This is a genomic window from Streptomyces sp. RLA012 (assembly GCF_056270325.1).
This window is the reverse complement of record NZ_JBWDPA010000002.1, coordinates 604566-622008: the sequence shown is the minus strand read 5'-3', so window position 1 is coordinate 622008 and position 17443 is coordinate 604566. Positions and strand designations below refer to the sequence as shown.

Genomic DNA, 17443 nt, shown 5'->3' with positions numbered 1-17443 from the left:
GGGGCGGGAAGATTCCCCAGGCCGGGAGGAGTCCCTGGGGCGGGGGCAGTCTCTGTGGCGGGAAGGTCCCCCGGGGCGGGAGGAGTCCTTGAGGCGGGAAGGGTACCTGGGCCCGGAGGAGTCCCTGGGGTGGGAGCAGTTTCTGCGGCGGGAGGAGCCCGCGGGGCGGGGGCAGCGCCCGGGGCGGGAAGAGCCCTTGGAGCGGGAAGAGCACCTGGGCCGGGAGGAGTCCCTGAGGCGGAAGCAGTCCCCGGGACGGCAAGGGCACCCGGGACGGGAGCAGTCCCCGGGACGGGAGCGGCGTCCCAGGGCGGGAGTGGCCCGTGGGACGAGGGTGGCTCCAGGGGCGGGAGCGAGGGCTGATGCGGCGGGTGGCCCGGGGCCGCTCGCCGGTGGCTCCGGCGCGGAGCGCGACGCCGGGGCCCCGCCCGCCCGTGGATCGCGTGCGCATCGCGGCGGTTCGACTTCGCCCGGCGGCGCCCCCGGTACCGATTCCGTCGGCGCCCCGCCGTGGGAGGCGCGGGCGGGACGGCCGCCGGCCCTACGCCTCCCCGCGGCCACGGCCGTAGCCGTGGCCGTGGCCGTTGCTCAGTACCCGTCGGGCGAGGGCGCGTTCTGGGCGCGGTCGACAGGGAGATGGGCGCCGGAGATACCGCTCGACCAGTCCGACAGCAGGAACGCCACCACACGCGCCACTTCCTGCGGAGCAACCGGCTCCCCGCTCGGAAGTTCCGTCGCCACGAATCCGGCGTACCCCTCGGGGTCCTCCCTGCGCATCCGGTCCCAGCGCCGGCCCGGGATGAGCATCGACCCGGGGGAGACGGCGTTCACCCGGATCCCGTCCGGCCCGAGCTCACGGGCGAGCGAGGCGGCCAGCTGGATCTGGGCGGACTTCGCGACCCCGTACGGGACGGGCGGACCGGGCTTCCAGCCGGAGATCGACGAGATCACCACGACCGATCCGCCGCCGGCCGCCCGCAGATGCGGCACCGCGGCCCGGACCAGCCGCGCGGCATGGCCGACGTTCACTTCCCAGGTCGCCGTCCAGTCCGCGGCCTCCGTCTCCTCGAAACGGCCACCGCGGGATCCGCCCGCACAGGCCACCACCCCGTCGAGACCGCCGAAACGTTTCGCCATGGCCGCGACAAACTCCTCCAGGCGCTCCGGCTCGGTGACGTCGAGCGCCCGTGTGAGCAGCGGCGAGTCCGGCGAGTCCAGCGAAGCCGTCAGCGCCTCCAGATCCGCCGCGGTACGCGCACAGGTCGCCACCCGGGCCCCTTCGGCGGCGAGCAGCCGCACGATCTGTTCGCCGAGACCTCGGGTGCCACCGGTGACCAGCACGCGCTTGCCGCGTACGCCGGACCATCCGGTGAGCTCGCCCGGGCCTGCCGACGTCCGGCCATCGCTCACGTTCCTCACTCGATCGAACATACATCCCATGTCACTACGCGCCTGCAACCGGACAACCCCGATACCCCCTGGTCGACCCATGGCCATGAGCTGTTGGCTGCACGGGCAGCCACCGAGCACATCCCCCACCCGCGCTGCACACGAAGGAGGATCGATGACGGCATCCAGGGCTGATCGCCGCGGGCCGTCGCCCTCATCGCCGCACGACGCCCCTGCGACGGACGTCCAGGTGCCCACGGCCCGGACCCGGACCGGTGACGTCGCCGAGCGCCCCGTGAACCACCCCAGCCTGGTGCGGACCACGGTCCCCGCCCACCCGTCGCGCGCGGCCGGTGTGCGGATGATGGTCGCCGAGCACCTCACCCATCTGCGGCCGGCCCCCGAGCTCCTCGACAACGCCGTCCTCGCGACGGACGAGCTGTTCGCCAACGCGGTCAAGCACGGGAGCCCCGGCCCCCGTGACACGATCACCGTCACCCTTGAGTACCTCGGGCACGAACTGCGGGTGACGGTCGCCGACCGCTCGCCCGCCCTGCCGCGGCCGCGCGGCGCGGACGGCTCCGAGGAGTCGGGGCGCGGACTGGCCATCGTCGCGGTCCTGACCGACGACTGGGGCATCGCACCACCCGACCCCGGCACCACGGGCAAGAAGGTGTGGTTCACGCTGGAGTTATGGGGCATGCCGTGAAGCGCTCTTCGGGACACCTCGCGATCGGCGCGCCGACAGAACCGGGTGGCACCCGGGCGGGCCCGGACGGCATGCGCGGTGAGCGGGACGACGGTACGCGGGCGGGCCCGGACGGCTCGCCGAAGGAGCCGGAGGGCATACCCGCGGCGCCAAGGGGCCTACCGGCGGACCCGGGGGGCTCACCGGTGGAGCCGGTCGGTCCACAGGCGGCGGCGCGCGGTGGACCGACGGAGTCGGAGGGCGCGTCGGCGCGGATCCTCCCGGCATTCGCGGTCGCGCTCGCCCGGGAACTCTCGCGCCGGGCCGACGAGGAACAGCACCTGATGCGGCAGGCACGGCTGAACCCCACCCCGCAGGTCCGGCTCGGCCTGGCCGAGTGCCGCAGAACCAACGCCGACGCCCTCGCGACGATCGTCCGCCGGCACGGCTGGCCGGCCGCGGACCTGGTCGGGGCACCCGCCTCGACGGCGGCCCTGATGATCCTGCTGCACGCCCCGGACCTCGACTTCCAGCTCCGCTGCCGAGAGCTGATCGCCCAGGCCACCGCGGACGGACGCTGCCCCGGCCCGCACCACGCCTACATCGCCGACCACTGCGCGGTCGCACTGGGTCAGCCGCAGTTCTACGGCACCCGGGTCAACCCGGCGACCTTCCGTCCGTATCCGACCCGGCGGCCCGACACTCTCGACGAGCGACGCCGCGACGTGGGTCTCGCCCCGCTCGACGAACAGATGCGGGCACTGCGTCGCGGTGCCTGAGAACGTGATGTGCAGCACGTGCGGAAATGTCCCGGCAACGGCAGGGACACGGGTTCTGGCTGGGCACGGCTTGATCGCCGATCAAGGAGGGGAAAAACCCTGGCCACGGTACCTACCACTCATTTGACACCCAGTTGAGGGCACAGATAGGAAACAGCTCTCTGAGGTGGAGAGGTGGACCGTGCACGAGCCGAACGTGGTCGGGGACTGGCAGGAGTACGACGAGCATGCCGGCCTGCGTGTCCGCGTCCACGGGGTGGAACGGGCGGAGCCGCCGCGGGGACGCGACGACGCCGCCGAAGGAATGACCTACTTCCGGTGCCGGGTGACCGTCGAGAACCGGGGAGGCGAGCACTTCGGCATCCACCTGGAGGACGGCCAGATGGACATCCGTATCGGCCCCGACGGCGAGAGCGCCTTCCTGGACTGGCGCAACTCCCAGTTCATCGAGGGCTACGACGTCTACCCGCTGCGCCGGGCCACCGCGGTTCTCTACGCCGCGGGCCCGGACGCCTCCCTGCCCCGGGTCGACATCCAGATCCAGCTGAAGGTCGACGACGAGTGGACCGACCGGTACCTGTGGGCGGGCGGCATCGACCTGTACGAGGGCTCGGTCGATGCCGCCGCCCGCTCCGACTCGGCGAGGGACAGCCTCGCCTGTCAGGTGAGCAACTTCCTGCGGAGGGAAGCGGGGTCGTGATCCGTCGCCGGGCGACCGATCAGACCGTACGGCGTTCCGTGGTCCAGTAGAGCAGGGCCAGCACCGGAAGGGCGGCGCCGAGGGCGGTGACCGCGGTCCAGCCCCCGGCGTGGTAGGCGATCGAGCCGAGCTGGGAGCCGAGCGCGCCACCGACGAAGAAGGTCGCGATGAAGACGCTGTTGAGACGGGCGCGAGCGTTCGCGTCGAGCTGGTAGATGGTGTGCTGGCCGAGGATCAGGGTGGTCTGTACGGCCGTGTCGACGAGGATCGCGGCCAGGGCGATCAGGGTGATGTGGGACTGGCCGAAGCCCGCGAGCGCGAACGCCAGCGCCGCGACGGCGAAGGCGACCCCGGTCATGGGACGCACGAGCCCCCGGTCGGCCCAGTGACCGGCGAACGGGGCGACGGCCGCACCGGCGGCGCCGACGAGCGCGAAGAGGCCGACTCCGACCGGCGAGTAGTGGAAGTGGGGGCCCGTGAGGACGTACGACACGGTGGTCCAGAACGCGCTGAACGCGCCGAACATCGCGGCCTGGTAGAGACCTCGGCGCAGCAACACCGGGTGGGTGCGCACCAGTTGGAGCGTGGAGCGCAGGACGTGGGTGTACGGGATGGTCGTGGTCGGCGCGTGCTGCGGCAGGGCGGCGCGCAGGGCCAGGGCCAGCAGCGCCATCAGGACGGCGGAGCCGAGGTAGACCACCCGCCAGCCGGCGACGTCGGAGACCAGGCTGCTGAGGGTGCGGGAGAGCAGGATGCCGGTGAGCAGACCGCTCATCACCCGTCCGACGATCCGGCCGCGGGCGTGGTCGGGCGCGAGGCTCGCCGCGAACGGGATCAGGATCTGGGCGACGACCGAGGTACCGCCGCTGATCAGGGAGGCGGCCAGCAGCATGGGGAAGCTGGTGGCGAGACCGGCCGCGACCAGGGCGAGCGTTGTGACGGTCAGCAGCACGGTGATCAGCCCGCGCTTCTCCAGCCGGTCGCCCAGCGGGACGAGGAAGAGCATGCCCAGGACGTAGCCGACCTGGGTGAGGGTGATGAGTCCGCCGGCGGCCGTGGTGCCGACGTGGAAGACATCGCGCAGCGAGGACAACAGCGGCTGGGCGTAGTAGAGGTTGGCGACCGTCATCCCGGAGGCGACGGCGAAGAGCGCGACCAGCCAGCCCGGCACACCGTGCGCGGCCTGGGCGGTGGTGTCCTGGCCCGATGACTTGAGGACGGGGGACTTCGACACGGGCACCTTCTCGGGAAGGGAACCGGTTGAGCGGTTCGGGAAGCGCTGAGTGGTGTCCGAGCGGCCTCCTTGCCGCTCGTACGGTGTGCTCAGCGCCCGGAGCGCCTCAGTGCTTCCCCTGTGCCGACGATGATGAGAGATGTCGGTCATCTCCATCAGAGATGACCAGAGAGGGCCGGAGAGGAGCGGGGGCCACCGGGGGCCACCGGAGGCCCCAGAGGTCTCCGGTGATCTCCGGAAGTGACCGGAAGTGACCGGAGGCGACCGGAGGTGACGGCCCTCGCGGTCTCTCGGGTGGCGTCCTGCGGGGCTTGGTCAGGTCATGTGGCGCAGGAGCGCGGCTACCGCCGGGGGCGCCTCGCCGTGGGGACGGACCAGCATGATCTTCCACTTCGGCGCGTGCCGGTCGAAGCGATGTGTGCGCAGGTCGGGGAAGCGGGTGGCGATCGACAGCGGCATGACGCAGACGCCCAGGTCGGCGCGGACGAGTTCGGAGGCCGCGACGATGTCGTTGACCTCGAACGTCGACTCCCGCTCCACGGCGGCGGCACGGAACGCCCGGTCGACGGCGAGGCGGATCGCCCAGCCGGGCGTGAAATCGACCAGTGGCAGCCGGCCCGCCTCGGCGAGTGTGACCGTCCCGTCGGGGCCGGAGCCTGTGAGGCCCCGTCCCGGTGCGGACACCAGCACCATCTCCTCCCGGGTGAGCAGCCGCGCCACCAGCCCGCGCTGCTGCTGACGGTCGAGGGCGACCACGGCCAGATCCACCGTTCCCTCACGCAGCGCCTGACGGATGTCGGTCACCGCCGCCTGCCGCAGCCGCACCACCACCCCCGGGTGTTCCGCGCGCAGCGCCGCCAGCGGACGGTGCAGTTCGGCCCACACCCCCTGCATCGTGCCGACCGTCACCCGCCCCCGCAGCCGCCCCTGGACCGCGTCGACCGCCGACCGCGCCTGTTCGGCGGCCCGCAACGCCGCCCGCGCGGCCGGCACGAACGCCTCGCCCGCAGAGGTCAGGGACACCCGGTGCGTGGTGCGGTCGAACAGTGCGGTCCCCAGCTCCCGCTCCAGCGCGCGTACCGTGCTCGACACCGCGGACTGCACCACATGCAGCCGCTGAGCCGCCGCCGTGAACCCGCCCGCCTCGGCCACCGCGACGACGACCTCCATCTGCCGCAGATCCATGTCCTCTCCCGATGCCGCAGCTCATCTCCCTCGGAGATGACGATCTCCCAGGGCCATCTCCTTCTGGGTTATCACAGAGCGGGGCGGGCGAGTACGTGCCGCGTGTGGTCATTGGGTGGGTGGTGTGGGGGTGATGAGGCCGGTTTGGTAGGCGATGACGACGAGTTGGGCGCGGTCGCGGGCGCCGAGTTTGGTCATGGCGCGGTGGATGTGGGTGCGGACGGTGAGGGGGCTGACGGTGAGTTGGGCGGCGATTTCGTTGTTGGAGTGGCCTTCGGCGGCGAGGGCCATGACTTCGCGTTCGCGGGCGGTGAGGGTGGTGAGGGCTTGTGGGGGTGCGAGGGGGGTGCCGGGGGTGGGGGTGGTGAGGAAGCGGGTGATGAGGGAGCGGGTGGCTTGGGGGGAGAGGAGGGTGTCGCCGGCGGCGACGGTGCGGATGGCGTCGAGGAGGGCGTCGGCGCCGACGTCTTTGCCGAGGAAGCCGCTGGCTCCGGCGCGGAGGGCCTGGGCGACGTATTCGTCGATTTCGAAGGTGGTGAGGATGAGGACGCGGGTGGTGTGGAGGTGGGGGTCGTTGCAGATGGTGGCGGTGGCGGTGAGGCCGTCGGTGTGGGGCATGCGGATGTCCATGAGGACGATGTCGGGTTGGTGGATGCGGGCGAGGTCGACGGCTTCTTTGCCGTTGGTGGCTTCGTCGACGACTTCGAGGTCGGGGCAGGAGTCGATGAGGATCCGGAAGGTGGCGCGGAGCAGGGCCTGGTCGTCGGCGAGCAGCACACTGATGGTCATGGGGTGCGGTCCTCTTCCGGAGCGGGGGAGTGCAGCGGCAGATCGGTGGAGACTTCGAAGCCGCCCTCGGCCCGGTGATCGGCCCTGAGCCCGCCGCCCACGGAGAGGGCGCGTTCACGCATGCCGATGAGGCCGAAGCCGTGGCCCGGCGCCGGCGCGGCGGGCGCCATGGCCGCGCCGTCGTCGGTGACCGTGATGGTCAGCCGGTTGTGGGCGTAGGCGAGCCGTACGTGCGCGGTGTCCGAGGCGGCGTGCTTGGTGACGTTGGTGAGCGCCTCCTGAATGATGCGGAAGGCGGTCAGGTCCACTCCCGGTGACAGCCGCCGCGGCTCTCCCTCGGTGGTGACGGCGACCTTGAGCCCGGCCGTCGCGAACGCCGAGGTGAGCTCGGAGAGCCGGTCCAGGCCGGGGGAGGGTTCCAGCGGTGCGTCGGGTTCGTTGGCCTGGCGCAGCAGGCCGACGGTGGCCTTGAGTTCGCGCAGCGCCGAGGCGGTGGTGCCGGCGAGATCGTCGAGGATCTTCTGGACCTGCTGGGGGTGGGTGCGCTGGAGATGCGCGGCCGTCCCGGCCTGGGCGTTGGCCAGCGCGAGATGGTGGGCGACCACGTCGTGCAGCTCGCGGGCGATGCGCATGCGTTCCTCGGCGACCCGGTGCCGTGCCTCCTCCTCACGGGTGCGCTCGGCGAATTCGGCGCGGGCCTGCACGGCTTCCAGATAGGCGCTCCGCAACCGGGTCGCGGTGCCCCAGGTGATGGGCACCAGCACCCAGAAGACGGGCCCGACCGTCCTGAGGGACAGCGGGTGGTGGTCCGGGTCGAAGACCAGCGCGGTGGTGACCAGCAGCGCGGCGCTGCCGAAGAGGCCGATGCGCGCGGTCCTCCGGTCGGTGTGGACGGCCAGCCAGTACAGCGCGGCCATGAGCGGTGCCAGCAGCAGGGGAGTGATCAGGTAACCCAGCGCGCTGGCGGCGTTGGCGGTGGCCGCGGTCACCGCGACCACGGTGAGGGGGTACCTGCGGTGCCACAGCGTGGCGAGGGCGCCGGTGCCCGCCAGGAGCACACCGGGCCACGAGGCGATCCACTGGGCGGTGGGCTCGTCGCCGGTCCAGGCGCTTCCGAGGGCGGCGGCCGCGAACAGCAGCAGGACGACCGCCGCGTCGACGACGCGGGGATGCTCCTTGGCGAACCGCTGCCAGTTGGTGATCATCGGAAGGGTGTCCTGTCGGGTGCTGTGGCCATGGTGAACCTTCTCAGCTTCCGCGAGCAGGGGGTGTCCTGTCGTCATGTGTCGGCCGACTCTCCGGGCTACTCGGGACGCAGTACGAAAGGACCGGTATGTCGTCCCTGGGCACGACGATCCACTCGCCGTGCGACCGCGGCGGTCACACCTGGGGGCCGCGGTGCACCTGGTCGTCGGACACGAGAATGAGGTCGAGGAAGCGGTTGAGCGGTTCGACGATGTCGAGGCGCTGATTGAGCAGCCACTGGGCCTGCAGACCGTTGAGCACGGCCTGGAAGAGCGCCGCCGCGCTGTCGGGGTCGAGGCCCTCGCGCAGCGCGGCGCCCGCCGTACTCCCGCGCAGGGAGGCCTCGGACGCGGTTACGGCGGGGTGGACGTGCTGGTGAACAACGCCGGCGTCATGGACCGTATGTCGGCTCTCGCCGACACCGACGACACCGAGTGGGAGCACGTCCTACGGGTCAACCTCACGGCGCCCTTCCTGCTCACACGGGCCACCCTGCCGCACCTGCTGGCCGCGGGCGGCGGCTCCATCGTCTTCAGCTGGTCACGGCCGTGTCCACGACCGCGTCCACCACACGCGGGTCGCTCAGGTCGCCGATCACCGCCCGGGCCGGCCCACCGGCGTACTCGATCGTCTCCACGACGTGCTCCGCCCGGTCCTTGTTCAGATCCGCGACCACCACCTTCGCGCCCAACTCGGCGAACTCGATGGCTGCGGCCCTGCCGATGCCCGACCCCCCTCCCGTGACGACCACGCTGCGTCCCTCAAGGCCAGTGCTGCTCATCCCGTGTGCCTCTTTCTTTTGTTTCCGGTTTCTTTTTCTTTGTTTCGGTGCGGACTTCGACTGGTGCGGACTTCGACCGGACGACGTAGCGGAATGCCCGACGGCCGACTACTTGACTTAGGCAAGCATGTGAGAGTTACTTGAGTCAAGCAAGCGAATCGTACACTTACTTGAGTCAGGCAAGCAGTGCTACCGTGGGCGTATGCCTACTCCCTTGCCGGCAGCACCGGCCTCGTCCGACGTGATCGAGATCGAGCGAGCTCTCAACCGCATCTCCTACCTGACCAGCCGGGTCCGTCAGCACGATCGCCTGATGGCCGTCGCCGGACTGCGGCTGGACCGTGCCGCGGTGGCGCTGCTGCGGCAGATGGCCGATGCCGAGCCCATGCGTCCCGGCGAGCTGGCGGCCGGGCTGGGCGTGGAGGCGTCGCACATCACCCGCCAGGTGCAGCAACTGCAGAAGACGGGATATGTGAGCCGCGCCCCGGACCCGGACGACCGCAGAGCTCAGCGGATCGAGCTCACCGCGGCGGGCCGGGAAGCGATCGACCGGATCCGTGAGACGAGCTCTCGGGGCATGCAGATGGCCTTGGCGGACTGGACGCCGGAGGAGTTGCAACGGCTCGCCACGCTGTTCCACGGCATGGTCGACGACTTTCTCGCCCACGCCGACGAGGAGGCCGGGCCCGAGGCCGCCGAGACATCACACCCCACCTGACCGGGTGCGGGCACCACCCTCCTGGCATCGCCCCTACCGCGGTCCCGGAGAAGCGGCGGCCTCCGTGGCGGCTGCCCATCGAAGAAACCCCGTGAACTCCATCCCCCCACATGAGCGCGGCGCCGAAGAGGCGGGCGCTCGGCCCCTCGCCCGCCGATCCCGTTCGACGTGCCCCTGGTCCGCGGGGCGTCCGGGCACGCCGAACGGCCGACGACGGGCGAGGGGTGGCGCACGAGTACCTGCCCGGCGCCCTTCCCCCGTGAGGCTCCAGCTCTGTACGGATGGTCTTTCCATGGACGGATACATGAGTGACAAGCGGTCGCCGGCTCGTGGCGACGGGCAACACGTCCTGCTCGTCGTCGACGACGCCGAGATCATCGAACTGCTGACGACGACCATGGAGTTGGCGGGTTATCAGGTGAAGACGGCGAGCACCGGTGCCGAGGCCATGGTGCGGCTCGTCGAGCACCGCTTCGACCTGGTCGTCCTCGACGCGATGCTGTCCGATCTGCGGGATCTCGACCGCGGCCGCCGCTTCACGCCCGCCGATCGTCCCCCGGTGCTGTTCCTCACCGCGTACCAGTCCCTGGGCAAACTCGTTCCCGAACTCGGCCTGGGCCGGGAGGACTACGTCACCAAACCCTTCCGGATCGCGGAGGTCCTGGCGCGGGCCGAGGTGCTGCTGCGCGGCCGCGGCCCCGCACGGCAGGGGCCGTCCTACGACGACCTGGTGCTGGACGACGAGACCTGTCAGGCGTGGCGCGGTGACCGGGAGGTCGACCTCACCCCCGCCGAGTACCGGCTGCTGCGGCATCTGCTGGTCAACGCGGAGCGGGTGCTGTCCAAGGAGCAGATCTGCCGGCATGTGTGGGGCGAGAGCCGGGCCGACAACGCGATCGAGAAACTCGTCTCCCGCCTGCGGCACAAGGTGGACCAGGACGACCCCGTACTGATTCACACGCGCAGGGGCTTCGGCTACTGGCTCGGCCACTGACCTCCACATCGTGGCACCGGACAGGGGTCCTGGAACCCTGCGGGGCCGCCGTGGCCCGGCACGTGTCCGGAACCGGGCTCGGGAGCAGGGACGGGAGACGAGTGGTACCGCATCGGGCGGGCCGTCGGGTTCCACGGACCGCCCGGTCGGCCGCAGTCGCTCCGGATGGTGACCCACGTCACGTCAGGTTGCTGTCAGGGAACTGGCCGGAGCGTGTCAGTCCGTTCCGGTTGCATGTGCTTACGCAGGCCTACGAGCCGTTCCCCGTTCTCCGCTCCGGCGGAGTCCCCCACCGAGGAGTGACATGGCTGAGACACTGGCAGGCACCGTGCCCGAAGCGGCCCGGCCGGCACCCGAGTTCCCGATGCCCAGGGCGACGGACGGCTGTCCGTTCGCGCCGTCCCCGGCACTGGCCGTGCTGCGCGACGTGAAGCCGGTCACGAAGGTTCGCATGTGGGACGAGAGCACACCCTGGCTGGTCACCCGCCACGCCGACCAGCGGGCCCTGCTCGCCGATCCCCGGGTCAGCAACGACGAGCACTTCGGCGGCTTCCCCCATGTGAGCGCGCACCGGGAGGAGATCTCGAAAAGCATCCCGAGGATGATCATCAACACGGACGTCCCCGAGCACACACGGCTGCGCCGGATGGTCACCGGCTCGTTCCTCGGCCGGCGGATCGAGGCGATGCGGGCCCCCGTCCAGAAGATCGTCGACCGGCTGATCGACGACCTGCTGGCCGGCCCCAACCCGGCGGACCTCCACACGGCGTTCGCGCTGCCCGTGCCCGCGCTGGTGCTCTCCGAACTGCTCGGGGTGCCTTGCCGCGACCACGAGTTCTTCCGGTGCAACAGCGACCGGGCACTCGACCGGGATGCCCCGCCGGAGGAGTCCCGGGCGGCGAGCCGGGCGCTGTCCGCGTACCTGGACCACCTGATCGGCGAGAAACTCACCCACCCCGCCGAGGACACGCTCTCCGAACTGGCCGGCCGGGTCGACGCCGGCGACATGACACGGAGCGAGGCCGTCCGACTGGCTGCCGCCCTGCTCGTCGCCGGTCATGAGACCACCGCCGCCATGATCGGCCTAGGCACCCTCGCGCTGCTCGAACACCCCCAGCAACTCGCCGTGTTGCGCGACACCTCCGACCCGGAGGTGGTCGCGGACGCGGTGGAGGAACTGCTGCGCTATCTGACCGTCGTGCACTCGGGTCTGCGGCGGGTGGCCAAGCAGGACATCGAGATCGGCGGCCGGACCATCCGTGCCGGAGACGGCATCCTCCTCGAACTGTCCGCCGCCAACCGGGACCCGGAGATCTTCCCCGACGCCGACCGACTGGACCTGAGCCGTCCCGCGCGCCGGCACCACGCCTTCGGCCACGGCCCCCACCAGTGCCTGGGGCAGTCCCTCGCCCGCCTGGAACTCCAGGTCGTGCACGGCACGCTCCACCGCCGTGTTCCCACCCTGCGCCTGGCCGCGCCGATCGACCGGCTCGAATTCGACCACAGCGGCACCGCCTACGGCGTCCGCTGTCTGCCCGTCACCTGGTGACCGGCCCGCGATCCGCGAAAACCCCTACCGGACCTGTAGTGCCCGAAAGGAAAAGATCATGCGTGTAGAACTGGACGAACCGAAGTGCGTCGCGTCGGGGCAGTGCGTCATGGCCTCTCCCGAAGTGTTCGACCAGCGGGAGGAGGACGGTGTCGCGATCCTGCTGGAGGAGGACCCCGGCGCCGAACTCCTCGACGGCGTCCGCGAGGCCGTCGCGATCTGCCCGGCCGCGGCCATCCGGCTGGTCGAGAAGTGAGGCGGATTCTGGTCGTCGGTGCTTCGGCTGCCGGGTTGGCGGCGGTCGAGACGTTGCGCAGGGAGGGGTTCGGCGGTGCGTTGACGTTGGTGGGTGAGGAGGTGCACGCGCCGTACGACCGGCCGCCGTTGTCGAAGCGGGTTCTGTCCGGTGAGTGGGGTGCGGAGCGGTTGCCGCTGCGTTCGGATGAGGATCTGGGTGGGCTGGGTCTTGATCTGCGGCTGGGGGTGGCCGCGACGGGTCTTGACGCGGCCGCGCGTACGGTGCTGCTGGCGGACGGGTCGCAGATTTCGTACGACGGTCTGATCGTGGCGACCGGTGTGCGTCCGCGTCGGTTGCCCGGTGCGGGTGCGGCGCATGTGCTGCGGACGGTGGAGGACGCGCTGGCGCTGCGGGAGCGGTTGGAGCGGGGGCGGCGGCTGGTGGTCGTCGGTGCGGGGTTCCTGGGTGCGGAGGCGGCGGCGGTGGCGCGGGGCATGGGTGCGGAGGTCACCCTCCTGGAACCCGCGCGGGTACCGCTGGCCCACGCGGTCGGTGACGAGGTCGGACGGGTGCTGTCGGCGGCCCATCTGGAGCATGGCGTCGATCTCCGTACCGGGGTGATCGTCACCGAGGTGATGGACGACGGCGTGCTGCTCGCGGGCGGTGAACTGGTGCCGGCCGACGAGGTGTTGGTGGCGATCGGATCGCTGCCGAACACCGAGTGGCTGGAGAACAGCGGCCTCAAGGTGGGGGACGGGCTGGTGTGCGACGAGTTCAGTGCCGCGGCTCCCGATGTGTACGGGGCGGGGGATGTGGCGCGCTGGCACAACCCCTTGTTCGGGACGTCGATGCGGATCGAGCACCGGACCAATGCCGCCGAGCAGGGGATGGCCGCCGCCCGCAATCTGCTGCATCCGGGGGAGCGCAGGCCGTTCGCGCCGGTGCCGTACTTCTGGTCGGACCAGTACGACATGAAGGTCCAGGCCTTCGGCCATCTGCGCGGACACGACGAAGTCGCGGTGGTGGAAGGCGAGTTGGCCGCGCGCAGGTTCGTGGTCGCCTACCGCACCGGTGACCGTCTGGTCGGGGCCCTCGGGATCGGGATGCCGCCCAAGGTGATCCGTGCCTGGCGGCAGTCCGTCGCCGCCGGCACCACATGGCAGGAGGCCGTGGGCACAGCGCCGCCGACCGCCGAAGTGCCGTAGACGGGGCCGCCCAGCACCTCCCTGGCCCGGGCGGCCTGTTCGGCGGTCACGAGGTAGGGCAGTGCCCCGGCCGTGCGGTCCCGGGCGAGCCCGAGCATTCCGGGTCCCAGGGCCGCCGTCAGGCGGCGCCCGGCCGCCACCGTCGCACCGGCGGCCGGGTCGTCCAGCGCATCGAGGTACGCGGTCATCGCGGCGTACGGACGCCGGTACCCCGGGGTGGACTGCGGGTGGCTGACGCCCAGGCCGAGCAGGAACCGGCCGGGGTGCGTCGCTTCCAGTTCGGCGTACCGCCCGGCGGTCTCGGGGGCCTCGGACCGCCAGATGCTCTGGATGGCGGTACCGACCACGACCTTGGAGGTGGCGGCGAGGATCGGGGATCGGGGCGGCCTCGGCGACGGCGGCGTTGGCCGCCCAGATCGCGCCGAAGCCGAGTTCCTCCACCGCCGCGGCCGTCTCGTCGCGGACGGTCGGGGGTTGGTGGATCGGGGTGCTGAAGATGCCGTAACGGCCGATGTCCGGTGTGCTGTCGCTCATCGGGAGAGTCCCCCAGGCCGGCGGGGGCGTCGAAGCCGGTTGGTGTCTCGGACGATCGACTCGCCGACGGCATCGGACGGTTCCCTCGGCCGGAGGCCGGGCGCTCGCGTCGCCGGTGGCCCGTACCGCCCGGGTGCCACGACGACGTGCTCACCCGAGCATGGCCACGATGTGCGGAAGGTCGACCGTCGACCGGATCCCGGGAGACGCCTCGCACAGCACCGGTACGGCGTTGACGGCACGGTTCGCCGTGTACGACGGCGACATGGCGGCCATCCGGTCGAGGGGCACCGGGAACCGCAGGTCGATGTCGAGCGGCGCGTCGCCGTCGACCGAGATGTGCCAGCCGGTGGCGCGGAGGTCCCAGGTGCGGTCGAGGTCGGTGCCGCAGTACCAGGTGGCACGGAAGCGCAGCACCGGCCGGCCGCCCCGGAGGCCCGACACCGTGATCCGCTGGGCGGCCACCGTGCCCGGCGCCAGGGTACCGGCGGCGATACGGATCGGCCGGGGCGCGGTGGCGACCTCCCCGACCGCCTCCACCGAGTCGAGAGGGATCGACAGTGTGTCGGCGACCAGGTGCAGCGACGGGCCGAAGCTGTCGCGCACCACGGACAGCCGGCGCTCGTCGTACTCGGCGGGAGGCTTCCCGAACCCCATGACGTCGAAGAGGAGCCCGGGCGAGTCGCGCTGCGAGAGGTCGGCGAACTCCTCGATCGTCAGGCCGTCGAGTCGCCGTTGGATCGAGCTGAGGGCCAGGGGAATCGCCTCGGTGATGAACCCGGGACTGCTGCCGGTGCTGTGGATCGAGGTCTTGCCGTGCTCGCACGCCGACTCGACCCGCTCCCGCACCGCCGGGTCGAGACTGGCGGCGCGATGGAACTCGCCCCGGGTCGTCACGATGTTCGCGCCCGAGGCCAGCAGCCTGCACACCTCGTCCATGTCGCAGGCGCGCGGCATGTACAGGACGCAGTCGGCGCCGAGCGCCACGATCTCGTCGATGTCGTGGGTCGCGATCACACTGGTCGGGCCCAGGCCGCACAGTTCACCGGCGTCGCGCCCCACCTTGTCCGGCGTATGGACGTACAGCCCCGCCAGCGTCAGGTCCGGGTGCTCGACGACCGCCCGCAGCGCGCGGGAGCCGATGTTGCCGCTGGCCCATTGGACGACCCGGTAGTGAGGCCTGGCGTCCGCCCGTACGGTCATGGGAACCCCCTGATCCTCCGGCACCATGGTGAGAACCATACTCTCCAGACTGGAGAATGGAACTCCCCGCGTGCGAGGATCAGTGGGCCCCGACCGGTGCTAGGCGGAGGCGGACCTGCCCGCCGTGGCCGGTACGCCCGAGATGCCGCCGAGGCAGAACTGCCAGACCTCCTCGGAGGTCACCGCGTGGGCATGGCTGTCGGCGGGGACGCCGTGGGCCTGCGAGGCGAACATGACCGTCTGCATGACGAGGGCGGCCTGGCGGCGGGGTTTCCCGCCGGCGATGAGACCGGCCTCGGCGGCCTGCTCGATGATCTCGGTGAAGACGGTGAGCAGCGGGATGTGGGCGGTTGCCACCTGCTCGGGGTGCTTGACCAGCAGTTGCAGTGCGAAATCGTTGAACAGGGGGCGCCGTACACCGGGGCTGGGGTGCGACTGCTCGTAGAGCGTCTCGACGGCGGTCCGCAGGCGCTCCAGCGGATCGCTCTCGGTGGCGGCCGCCTCGCGGACCTTGGTGGCCCCCATCGACAGGGCGTCCTCGAACAGGGCGAGGAGCAGCTCGTGCTTGCCGTCGAAGTGCTGGTAGAAGCTGCGCAGGGACTGCTTCGAGCGGTCGACGACCTCCTGCACGGTGAAGTCGGTCGTGCCCTTCTCGACGATCAACTCCTGTGCCGAGTCCAGGAAGCGCTGCACGCGTTGCTCGGCGCGCAGCTTCGCGGCACGGGTCGATCGCTCTACGGCGCGCTGGCGCCACGCTGGTTCTTCGGGGACTGCGGTCACTTGCAGAACGATACTCCACTTCAACGGGAATAAGTTGCGGCGCCCTACCGAATCGCGCAGCGCAGGTTACGAGACTCTTACTTGCATTCACTGAGAATGATATTCTCACCGCATGCATCTGGGATGGCAGGCGAAGCAGCGCCCCGACGCGATCGCGGTCATCGAGAGCGGCGGCAGGACCGTCACGTACGCCGAGCTCGACGCACGGTCCCGGCACCTGGCGGCGGCGCTCGACCGGAAGCCGGGGGACGCCATCGCGATCCGTATGCCGAGCGGCGCGGCCTTCCTCGAAGTCGCCTGGGCCGCCCAGCGCTCCGGTCTCCTCTACACGCCCGTCAACACCCACCTCCTCCCCTCCGAGATCGACGAGATGGCGGAGGGCAAGCTGCTCGTCACCGAAGAGGTGTACGAGCGCCTGCTGGCCACACCCGTCACGGGCGAGGCCGAGGAGTGCGAGGGACGGGAACTGCCGTACTCGGGCGGGACCACCGGGCGGCCCAGGGCCGTACGCAAGCAGCTCACCGCGGGCCCGATGGGCGACCCGGCCGCGGACTGCGTACGGGTCGCCCAGGGGCTGGCCCAGTACGGCTTCGGCCCCGGCGCCGTCTATCTCTCGACGGCCCCCCTCCACCACGCCTCGCCGCTCGTCCACTGCATGTCGTTGCTCCGGCTCGGCGCGACCCTGGTGGTCATGGACCGCTTCGACGCGGCCGAGTGTCTGGAGCTGATCGAGCGTCACCGGGTCACGCACGCGCAGTTCGTCCCCACCATGTTCGTCCGCCTGCTGAAGCTGCCGGCGCAGCGGCGTGCCCGCGACCTGAGCAGTCTGCGGGTCGTCCTGCACGGCGCCGCGCCCTGCCCGGTCGAGGTCAAGCGGCGGATGCTCGACTGGTTCGGCCCGATCATCCACGAGTTCTACTCCGGTACCGAGGCCTACGGGTTCACGGTCATCGGTCCGCAGGAGTGGCTGGACCACCCGGGATCGGTGGGCCGGGCGGGCGAGGACGTCCGCATCGTCGACGGTGTCGTGTACTTCGGCGAGAACACCCTGGGCGATGTCGGGTACCTCGACGACGACGGCTATCTCCATCTGACCGACCGGGCCGCGCACATGATCGTGTCCGGCGGGGTCAACATCTACCCGCAGGAGGCCGAGGACGTCCTGGTCATGCACCCGCGGGTGGCCGACGTCGCGGTGATCGGGGTCCCGGACCCCGAGATGGGCGAACGGGTTCTCGCGGTGGTCCAGCCGGCCGCCGCCGATGTGACGGGCGAAGAGCTGCTCGCGTACTGCCGGGAGCGTCTGGCCCCGTACAAGTGCCCGCGCGCCGTCGACTTCGTCCTCAGCCTGCCCAGGGACCCCAGCGGCAAGCTGCGCAAGGGCCTGCTCCGGGAGACGTACTGGCGGAACCACGAAACGAGGATCGTCTGA

Annotated in this window: 17 protein-coding genes and 2 pseudogenes; 10 read left to right on the top strand and 9 right to left on the bottom strand. The window is 71.1% G+C overall.

The features are described from left to right. Positions 1-588 precede the first annotated feature (588 nt). Positions 589-1410, bottom strand: coding sequence for an SDR family NAD(P)-dependent oxidoreductase (locus RV986_RS03140; RefSeq protein ID WP_475915905.1), 822 nt, complete (start codon positions 1408-1410; stop codon positions 589-591). 154 nt (positions 1411-1564) lie between these two features. Between RV986_RS03140 and RV986_RS03135 the strand changes: the two genes are divergently transcribed. From RV986_RS03135 to RV986_RS03125, 3 genes are all read left to right on the top strand, one after another. Continuing rightward, positions 1565-2098 (top strand): ATP-binding protein, encoded by a 534-nt coding sequence (locus RV986_RS03135; protein WP_475915904.1) that lies wholly within the window; start codon positions 1565-1567, stop codon positions 2096-2098. Next, complete coding sequence (locus RV986_RS03130) at positions 2095-2856, top strand: DUF6624 domain-containing protein (protein ID WP_475915903.1); 762 nt, start codon at positions 2095-2097, stop codon at positions 2854-2856. The genes RV986_RS03135 and RV986_RS03130 overlap by 4 nt, the downstream gene beginning before the upstream one ends. A gap of 181 nt (positions 2857-3037) precedes the next feature. After that, positions 3038-3556 carry a hypothetical protein gene (locus tag RV986_RS03125; protein ID WP_475915902.1) on the top strand — a complete coding sequence of 173 codons (519 nt, stop codon included), beginning with the start codon at positions 3038-3040 and terminating at the stop codon, positions 3554-3556. A 19-nt stretch (positions 3557-3575) separates the two neighbouring features. Here RV986_RS03125 and RV986_RS03120 read toward each other — a convergent pair whose 3' ends face one another. The 4 genes from RV986_RS03120 to RV986_RS03105 all read right to left on the bottom strand — a co-directional run bounded on the left by RV986_RS03120 (position 3576) and on the right by RV986_RS03105 (position 7969). After that, entirely contained in the window at positions 3576-4790 is a 1215-nt protein-coding gene (locus RV986_RS03120; protein ID WP_475915901.1) for an MFS transporter, read from the bottom strand. Between the two features lie 315 nt (positions 4791-5105). After that, positions 5106-5975 (bottom strand): LysR family transcriptional regulator, encoded by an 870-nt coding sequence (locus RV986_RS03115; RefSeq protein ID WP_475915900.1) that lies wholly within the window; start codon positions 5973-5975, stop codon positions 5106-5108. 108 nt (positions 5976-6083) lie between these two features. Beyond that, positions 6084-6764 (bottom strand): response regulator transcription factor, encoded by a 681-nt coding sequence (locus RV986_RS03110; RefSeq protein ID WP_475915899.1) that lies wholly within the window; start codon positions 6762-6764, stop codon positions 6084-6086. Then, positions 6761-7969: a sensor histidine kinase gene (locus tag RV986_RS03105; RefSeq protein ID WP_475915898.1), complete on the bottom strand. Its 1209-nt coding sequence runs from the start codon at positions 7967-7969 to the stop codon at positions 6761-6763. The genes RV986_RS03110 and RV986_RS03105 overlap by 4 nt, the downstream gene beginning before the upstream one ends. 331 nt (positions 7970-8300) lie before the next feature. Here RV986_RS03105 and RV986_RS03100 point away from each other — a divergent pair. After that, positions 8301-8552: pseudogene (locus RV986_RS03100) on the top strand (SDR family NAD(P)-dependent oxidoreductase); the annotation flags it as partial. Here RV986_RS03100 and RV986_RS03095 read toward each other — a convergent pair. Next, a complete protein-coding gene (locus RV986_RS03095; protein ID WP_475915897.1) occupies positions 8542-8790 on the bottom strand; it encodes an SDR family NAD(P)-dependent oxidoreductase in 249 nt (82 codons plus the stop codon). The pseudogene RV986_RS03100 and the gene RV986_RS03095 overlap by 11 nt on opposite strands. Before the next feature lie 202 nt (positions 8791-8992). On the opposite strand from RV986_RS03095, the gene RV986_RS03090 reads away from it, so the two are divergent. The 5 genes from RV986_RS03090 (at position 8993) to RV986_RS03070 (ending at position 13494) form a co-directional block, all read left to right on the top strand. Next, positions 8993-9508, top strand: coding sequence for a MarR family winged helix-turn-helix transcriptional regulator (locus tag RV986_RS03090; RefSeq protein ID WP_475915896.1), 516 nt, complete (start codon positions 8993-8995; stop codon positions 9506-9508). A gap of 292 nt (positions 9509-9800) precedes the next feature. After that, the gene (locus tag RV986_RS03085; protein ID WP_475915895.1) at positions 9801-10502 is read left to right on the top strand and encodes a response regulator transcription factor; all 702 of its coding nucleotides are present in this window, start codon (positions 9801-9803) and stop codon (positions 10500-10502) included. Between the two features lie 304 nt (positions 10503-10806). Then, on the top strand, positions 10807-12051 hold the full coding sequence (locus RV986_RS03080) for a cytochrome P450 (protein ID WP_475915894.1): 1245 nt from the start codon (positions 10807-10809) through the stop codon (positions 12049-12051). Positions 12052-12109: 58 nt separating this feature from the next. After that, on the top strand, positions 12110-12307 hold the full coding sequence (locus RV986_RS03075) for a ferredoxin (RefSeq protein WP_475915893.1): 198 nt from the start codon (positions 12110-12112) through the stop codon (positions 12305-12307). Then, positions 12304-13494 carry an NAD(P)/FAD-dependent oxidoreductase gene (locus RV986_RS03070; RefSeq protein WP_475915892.1) on the top strand — a complete coding sequence of 397 codons (1191 nt, stop codon included), beginning with the start codon at positions 12304-12306 and terminating at the stop codon, positions 13492-13494. Before RV986_RS03075 ends, RV986_RS03070 begins: the two co-directional genes overlap by 4 nt. A gap of 224 nt (positions 13495-13718) precedes the next feature. On the opposite strand, the pseudogene RV986_RS03065 reads toward RV986_RS03070, so the two are convergent. The 3 genes and pseudogenes from RV986_RS03065 to RV986_RS03055 all read right to left on the bottom strand — a co-directional run. Beyond that, positions 13719-13841, bottom strand: a pseudogene (locus RV986_RS03065) (LLM class F420-dependent oxidoreductase); the annotation flags it as partial. A 337-nt stretch (positions 13842-14178) separates the two neighbouring features. Next, a complete protein-coding gene (locus RV986_RS03060) occupies positions 14179-15258 on the bottom strand; it encodes an NAD(P)H-dependent amine dehydrogenase family protein (protein WP_475915891.1) in 1080 nt (359 codons plus the stop codon). Positions 15259-15330: 72 nt separating this feature from the next. Beyond that, entirely contained in the window at positions 15331-16011 is a 681-nt protein-coding gene (locus RV986_RS03055) for a TetR/AcrR family transcriptional regulator (RefSeq protein ID WP_475915890.1), read from the bottom strand. Positions 16012-16123: 112 nt separating this feature from the next. Here RV986_RS03055 and RV986_RS03050 point away from each other — a divergent pair, with 112 nt between their 5' ends. Continuing rightward, positions 16124-17443, top strand: a complete 1320-nt coding sequence (locus RV986_RS03050; protein WP_475915889.1) for an AMP-binding protein — start codon at positions 16124-16126, stop codon at positions 17441-17443.

Bases quoted from the DNA above. Each gene is read 5' to 3' on its own strand.
- RV986_RS03095 (WP_475915897.1), bottom strand. From the start codon at position 8,790: ATGAGCAGCACTGGCCTTGAGGGACGCAGCGTGGTCGTCACGGGAGGG.
- RV986_RS03080 (WP_475915894.1), top strand. From the start codon at position 10,807: ATGGCTGAGACACTGGCAGGCACCGTGCCCGAAGCGGCCCGGCCGGCA.
- RV986_RS03110 (WP_475915899.1), bottom strand. From the start codon at position 6,764: ATGACCATCAGTGTGCTGCTCGCCGACGACCAGGCCCTGCTCCGCGCC.
- RV986_RS03105 (WP_475915898.1), bottom strand. From the start codon at position 7,969: ATGATCACCAACTGGCAGCGGTTCGCCAAGGAGCATCCCCGCGTCGTC.
- RV986_RS03085 (WP_475915895.1), top strand. From the start codon at position 9,801: ATGGACGGATACATGAGTGACAAGCGGTCGCCGGCTCGTGGCGACGGG.
- RV986_RS03135 (WP_475915904.1), top strand. From the start codon at position 1,565: ATGACGGCATCCAGGGCTGATCGCCGCGGGCCGTCGCCCTCATCGCCG.
- RV986_RS03075 (WP_475915893.1), top strand. From the start codon at position 12,110: ATGCGTGTAGAACTGGACGAACCGAAGTGCGTCGCGTCGGGGCAGTGC.
- RV986_RS03115 (WP_475915900.1), bottom strand. From the start codon at position 5,975: ATGGATCTGCGGCAGATGGAGGTCGTCGTCGCGGTGGCCGAGGCGGGC.
- RV986_RS03090 (WP_475915896.1), top strand. From the start codon at position 8,993: ATGCCTACTCCCTTGCCGGCAGCACCGGCCTCGTCCGACGTGATCGAG.
- RV986_RS03050 (WP_475915889.1), top strand. From the start codon at position 16,124: ATGCATCTGGGATGGCAGGCGAAGCAGCGCCCCGACGCGATCGCGGTC.
- RV986_RS03060 (WP_475915891.1), bottom strand. From the start codon at position 15,258: ATGGTGCCGGAGGATCAGGGGGTTCCCATGACCGTACGGGCGGACGCC.